Raw genomic sequence first — 6,629 nt, forward strand, 5'->3', positions numbered from 1 at the left:
TTATCCTCTGAGAACATAGTGGTAATCGCTTAAATGTTATAACTTGACACTATAAATTTAATGCTTTTATCGCTATGTTCCTAATTATCAAACGAATAATTTTATTCCTTATATCGAACTCACGTTAAATAAGGAAAGCAAGGAGAGTATTTTTGATAAAGTTATAAATCGCTTAAAATTCAATTATTATGAAATAGATGATTCTTTAGATGTATATGTGACATTTGAAACGATGAACAATCGAGGGAAAAGCTTGTCACATTTAGAACTTCTTAAAAACCGTCTTATGTATTTGTCAACTCTTCTACATGAAGATGATGAAACCAAAGGACGATTAAGACGAGATATTAATGAAACATGGAAAACAATATATGAATATTTAGGTAAAAATAAAGATAATCCATTAGATGATGACACCTTCTTATTCAATCATTGGATTATGTATTTTACATATGATAGAAGTCAATCTGATGTATATGCAGAGTTTTTACTTAAGAAAAAATTCACATCTAAAAATGTATTATGTAACAAAATTTCCATAGAAGAAATAAAAGCCTATATAGATAGTCTATCTAAATGCGTAAAACAATGGTTTTATATATTTAACATTCAATATTCTAGTTATTCAAGTAGAATAAAAGAGCATATTCAGAAATTAGAACGAGTTGGGTGGGGAGCATTCCCTCCAATGATAATGGCAGTATTCACTAAAGAAAGTAACGAAGATTTAATTTGGGATTTCCTAGATGCTTGTGAAAGATTTAATTTTTTAGTTTTTGCAATATCACATCGAGCGTCAAACACGCAAAATAGTAACTTATATAGGAAAGCACGAGAATATTATGTTGGAGATTTAGACATTGAAACTTTAACTCATGAGATTGATTTTATAACTGATGGTGAGGATGAAGAATACTATCGTGGATGGTTTGATTTAGAAAGATTTAAAAATCATATAAAAGAGCTATTTTCAAAAAATGACAGAGATGGCTTCTATTCATGGAGTGGACTAAGATATTTTCTTTATGAATACGAATTACACCTCCAAGATAATGCAAATTCCAAAGTAACCTGGGAAGATTTCAACAAGAGAAAGAAAGAAGACACCATTGAACATATATATCCTCAATCAGCAAACGATGTTTACTGGAAAAAGCGTTTTGGGCATCTTAAGCCAACAGAAAGACGATTGTATCTTAATTCTTTAGGAAATCTATTGCTCTTAAGTCGTTCAAAGAATTCTAAGTTACAGAATTATGATTTTGATAAAAAGAAATGCCTTAAAAGCAAAGAAGGGAAAGATATAGGATATTATAATGGTTCGTATAGTGAAATAGAAGTTGCGAAAGAGTCTGAGTGGACAACAGAAAGAATAAAAGAAAGAGGATTATCAATGTTACAGTTTATGGAGGAACGTTGGAAGTTCAAATTCAAAGATTGGGATATAGAGAAAGAGGAAATACTATTCCCGACTAAATAATAGATTATATGCAGATGAAAATATAAAAAATACTCTTTTCATCTGCATTTTTTATTCATAATAATGATTTGAGTGTTGATGGGAATATTGGGGACATGAAGACGAATGGGAACAATTTGGGAACAAGTTACAAAAAAGAAAAGAGCTAAATATTTGATTTACAAATATTTAGCTCTTTTTCTTGTACCCAGACCCGGGGTCGAACCGGGATGGATGTTACTCCACTGGTGTTTGAGACCAGCGCGTCTACCGATTCCGCCATCTGGGCATAATTTCCGATTGCGAGTGCAAAGGTACACATCTTTTCCGATATTGCAAGGATTCCCGCAAAAAAAACGAAAAAAAGTTTTCTAACACTATTTAGAATCCTTTTCAGGCGTTTCTTTCAAAATAAACTTTATCTTAGCATCAAACTTTAACGCTAGCATCTACACCATGGACAGTAAGAATTTTTATTGCATCATCATGGCCGGAGGAACCGGGCGTCGGTTCTGGCCATATAGCCGGAAAGCCTTACCCAAACAGTTCCTGGACTTCTTCGGAACCGGGCAGACGCTCTTGCAACAGACTTACGAAAGATACAAGCAAATACTTCCTGCGGAGAACATTTTTATCACCACCAACCAGCATTACAGGGAGCTGGTGCTGAACTCACTCCCTGATTTCAAGGAATCACAGCTCATCATTGAGGAAGAACACCGAAATACGGCTCCAGCTATCGCATATGCTTCGTATGTCATCCACAAAATCAATCCTGACGCAAGTATCGTCGTCGTCCCGTCCGACCACCTGATTCTCAAAATGGATGAATTTAAACGGGATATCCTGAAATCACTGGAATTCGCTTCCCGTACGGACAAACTGCTGACACTGGGCATCAAACCCAGCTATCCGGAAACGGGTTACGGCTACATCCAGATTTCGGAGGAACAGGAAGAGGATTTTTATAAGGTTAAGACGTTCATCGAGAAACCGCTACGGGAATTTGCGGAGGTATTCGTTCAGAGCAATGAATTTTACTGGAACTCGGGCATCTTTGTATGGCATGTCAATACCATCCTGAAAGCGTTTCATGAAATGATGGCGGATGTGTGTCCGCAAGTGGAATGTGACATGCCGAAGTTCAGCACATGTCCGAACAGTTCCATCGACTACAGCATCATGGAAAAAGCGAACAATGTGTACGTGTTATTGTGTGACTTCGGATGGGCGGACATCGGCACGTGGAACTCGCTCTACGATGCCTCACCGAAGGATGAGGACCAGAATGTGACGGCACAAAGCAACACATTGCTGTACAACTGCAAGGGAAATATCATCATGACGCCGAAGGACAAATTGGTCGTAGTGCAGGACTTGGAAAACTACCTGATTGCCGAACAGGGGAACGCCTTGCTCATCTGCAAGAAAGACGACCAGAATGCTATCCGAAAGTTCGTTAATGACGCGGAAATGAAATTCGGAGAACAATACTCATAAACCGCAAAAGCAATCCGTCCACTCAGATAATGAAAACGGTCTGCCGCTTTTCTCGAAGAAAGAAGCAGACCGTTTTTTATGTTGTCTTATTCTTAATATTCAAAAGTAATACCCAGTGTGGGAAGCAGGGTGCCGCTTTCCTGACGGATGGATTTCATGACGTAACGCTGCTCAGCCAGCGGAGCGGAAGGGTTTTCAATCTGGCCCGTACTCATCAGGGCATCTGGTCGGCGCAACTTGCTGCCTGTGATGTTCTGGATGTCGAGGTAAAAGCCCAGCATACATTTTTTCAGATAGAAAGTTTTGTCTACCCGCACATCCAACTGACCGAACACGGGAAGACGTTCCTGATTGTAACGGCTGTAATCATAATAGGCTCGTCCCTGTACATCCCAGGCTTCCACCAAGGAAGATTTTGCCTCATCATAAGGAGTGTATGGAGAACCTCCGATGCAGCTGACTTTGGCTCCCACGCTCCAGTGCTTGGGGAAATTGTAAGTACCGCTCACGTTCAGGATAAACCGGTTGTCCCAAGCGGAAGGCACATAGTTACCTTGCTTGTCGTCCTTGAACTCACTTTTGAAAATGGTCAGGGAAGAAGAGAGGTTCAGTTCCTGCGTCAGCAACCACTTGAACATCAGTTCCGCTCCGTAGGAACGTCCTTTGGCCTGGGATGAAAGGGCTTCATTACCAATCGTCCCGTAATCATTTCCCTTGCACGACAAGGGTATCTGGTCGGACAAAGAGAACGGCATGTTTCCATAGAGTTTGTAGAAACCTTCCACCGAGAACTCCATATTCTCATTAGGGGTCCAAGACAGTCCCACACTTTCCTGCGATACCGAAATGTAATCCAAATGCTTGTTCACATAATCCCCGGTTTCTCCCTTGAAACCCAAGGCGGTATAAGAAGGCAGCTGGTAGTACAGCCCTACATGACCGCTCAGGAACAACCCTTCGGCCAGGCGATAGGACACGGACAGACGGGGAGAAAGCTGGCGCCACAGTTCTCTCATCTTGTCACTATAGTTGTTACCGTCGGTACGCACACCGATAGAAGCAGTGAAACTTTTGTCGGGAGCCACATAATCGATAGAAGCAAACAATCCCCAGCGCCAAAGGGCAAGGTCGGTGTGATATTTATACTCCCGAAGTGCATCGGCAAATATTTTACGGTATTCATCGCTTTTGTAGCGGGAATAGTTCAAATCGAAGCCGGCTTTCACCTTCCACACGCTCCACGAGGACGTGTTCTCCATTCGCAGTTTGGTTTCCTGTTCCACGGAACCCAGTCGCAGCGTCAGATTGTCCTCACTGCTTTCATCGTTGTTACGGTATTTGATGTTCCGGTTGTTCAGATAGCTCTGACTCAACACGATGGTCTGCACATGTATAGGGGTATAATGCCGGTATACCCCGCCTACGGTATAGGTTTCCTGCTCTATCTTGGGAAGGTAACTGAGCATGTATTCGGCATCCTCGCCTTCAATACCCAGATTCAGTTTCATGCGGTCAAGGCCTCCTAATCCAAGCACGGTCAGTTCGTTGTGACTGTCGAAACGGGTTTTCAGCTTGAAGGAGGCATCGGTATACGCAGGAAGGAAAGGCAATCCTAAAATCTTGAACAAGGCCTGCAAGTAGGACTGACGGACCGACACCAGATAGGAGGTCTTTTTACCCAAATGCCCGTTGGAACTCAAAGAAACTTCCGAAGCGCCTAAGGTGGCTTTCACGGAATTCCGTTCCATATCACCGTCACGCAAGCTGAAATCAAGCACACTACTCAGGGCATTGCCTCTGTCGGCCGGGAAAGCTCCACTGTAAAACTTCACACTACGAATCAAATCGGCGTCAATCAGTCCTACAGGTCCGCCGGAAGCTCCCTGGGTACTGAAATGGTTGATGTTCGGAATTTCCACCCCATCCAGATAGAAACGATTCTCCGAAGGACCGCCGCCTCGCACAATCAAATCATTACGGTAGCCGATGGGAGAAAAAGCCACTCCCGGATAATTCTGCACCACCTTTGAGATGTCGCGGTTGGCACCCGGAGCTTTCTCTATCTCCTGCAAACCGATGACCCGCAGGCTGACTGGACTCTCCACCACTTTCTGAAAGGGAGAAGCAGTGACCACCACTTCGTTCAAGGAGGTGTTTTCTTCCTCCAGCTCAATCTGCACATAAGGAGTGACATGGTTCACCCGGTATTCGGGAGTCAACGCCGTTTTATACCCTAAGAACGAAGCCTGTAAACGGTAGATTCCCGGTGGTACCTGTGTTATGGTAAAATGTCCTTCACTGTCAGTCGAAGCTCCAATACCCAGCCCCACGACCAATACGTTTACAAACTCCAGCGGCTGACGGGTAGATTTGTCGATTACTATCCCTTTAATCTGATATTCCGCGGCAAAGAGGTGCGCCACCACACACAACAAGAGAATAAAAAAAGAAATTCGTCTACGATGCATAAGTACAAAAAAAAATCAGGTGCGGTTTCCAAAAATCTCAGTTTTCTGAAAACCACACCTGAAAAATACGAAGAATACTTTATATTTAAGGTATTTTGTAGAAGAAAATTATTTGCTTTCAGCTTTCCAAGCCTCGTTGATGGCCTTGGCTATCGCGGTAAACTCTTCCGAAGAAAGCTGTAGTTTAGGATTGGAGAACAGCATATCTGACTCTTTCTGCATAGGAATCAAATGGATGTGCGCATGAGGAACTTCCAGACCGATGACTGCCTCACCCACTTTCTTGCATGGGAAAGCTTTCTGAATAGCCAGTGCCACATGCTTGGCAAACACATGCATCTGAGCCAGTTCATCGTCGCTCAGGTCGTAAATGTAGTCTACTTCCCGTTTTGGTACAACCAGCGTATGTCCTTTTACCAGCGGATTGATATCCAAGAAAGCATAAAACTTGTCATTCTCAGCCACCTTGTAGCTGGGAATCTCACCTGCAATGATTTTACTGAATATTGTTGCCATATTGATAGAATATTAAATAAGGCAAGCCCGCCGGAGCAGACCTGCCTTACAAATTAAAATGATATACCTGTAATCTCCAATGAGATTTTTCCCTGCGGGATAGTGATTTCTGCCACTTCGCCCACTTTCTTGCCCAGCAAACCCTGTGCAATCGGCGTATTGACGGAAATCTTGCCTTGCTTCAGATTGGCTTCGCTTTCGGATACGATGGTATAAGCCATCTTCATGCCGGTCTTCACGTTCTTCAGTTCCACACGGCTCAGAATCTGTACCGTATCGGTTTTCAACTTGGAAGTATCAATAATTTTGGCATCGCCGATGGTAGCCTTCAGCTGATTGATTTTCATTTCCAGCATACCCTGAGCTTCTTTTGCCGCATCGTATTCTGCATTTTCCGACAAGTCACCCTTGTCACGCGCCTCCGCAATGGCAGCGACAATCTTCGGACGCTCCACTGATTCCAGGTGTTTCAATTCGGCCACCAGTTTCTGATAGCCTTCTTCTGACATGTAAGCCATAATTTTTCTCCTTAAATATTCGTTATTAATTGATTTGTTTCCATTAGTGTCCCGTTAAAATGGGACGAGTTAAACAATTAATCAAAAAGCCCCGGAATCAGGGGATCATTTAGATCTTTGACATCATTGAAATTAGTCTTGTCGAACAGGTCACGCAAGTGGGTTTTG

Annotated in this window: 5 protein-coding genes and 1 tRNA gene; 2 read left to right on the plus strand and 4 right to left on the minus strand. The window is 42.7% G+C overall.

Annotation, left to right across the window (positions count from 1 at the left end; all coding sequences use genetic code 11):
• Nucleotides 1-232: 232 nt before the first annotated feature.
• Entirely contained in the window at nucleotides 233-1,480 is a 1,248-nt protein-coding gene (locus tag H6A28_RS14585; RefSeq protein WP_239465388.1) for a GmrSD restriction endonuclease domain-containing protein, read from the plus strand.
• 184 nt (nucleotides 1,481-1,664) lie between these two features.
• Here the strand turns inward: H6A28_RS14585 and H6A28_RS14590 are convergent.
• A tRNA-Leu gene (locus H6A28_RS14590) sits at nucleotides 1,665-1,748 on the minus strand.
• A 167-nt stretch (nucleotides 1,749-1,915) separates the two neighbouring features.
• On the opposite strand from H6A28_RS14590, the gene H6A28_RS14595 reads away from it, so the two are divergent.
• The gene (locus H6A28_RS14595) at nucleotides 1,916-2,959 is read left to right on the plus strand and encodes a mannose-1-phosphate guanylyltransferase (RefSeq protein ID WP_204475799.1); all 1,044 of its coding nucleotides are present in this window, start codon (nucleotides 1,916-1,918) and stop codon (nucleotides 2,957-2,959) included.
• A gap of 92 nt (nucleotides 2,960-3,051) precedes the next feature.
• Here H6A28_RS14595 and H6A28_RS14600 read toward each other — a convergent pair whose 3' ends face one another.
• The 3 genes from H6A28_RS14600 to greA form a co-directional block, all read right to left on the minus strand.
• A complete protein-coding gene (locus H6A28_RS14600) occupies nucleotides 3,052-5,427 on the minus strand; it encodes a TonB-dependent receptor (protein WP_239465389.1) in 2,376 nt (791 codons plus the stop codon).
• Nucleotides 5,428-5,535: 108 nt separating this feature from the next.
• Nucleotides 5,536-5,943 (minus strand): HIT family protein, encoded by a 408-nt coding sequence (locus tag H6A28_RS14605; RefSeq protein WP_204475798.1) that lies wholly within the window; start codon nucleotides 5,941-5,943, stop codon nucleotides 5,536-5,538.
• Between the two features lie 53 nt (nucleotides 5,944-5,996).
• The gene (gene greA, locus H6A28_RS14610; RefSeq protein WP_022355129.1) at nucleotides 5,997-6,461 is read right to left on the minus strand and encodes a transcription elongation factor GreA; all 465 of its coding nucleotides are present in this window, start codon (nucleotides 6,459-6,461) and stop codon (nucleotides 5,997-5,999) included.
• Nucleotides 6,462-6,629: the final 168 nt, after the last annotated feature.

It is taken from the genome of Bacteroides mediterraneensis, assembly GCF_016900355.1.
Classification (GTDB): domain Bacteria; phylum Bacteroidota; class Bacteroidia; order Bacteroidales; family Bacteroidaceae; genus Phocaeicola.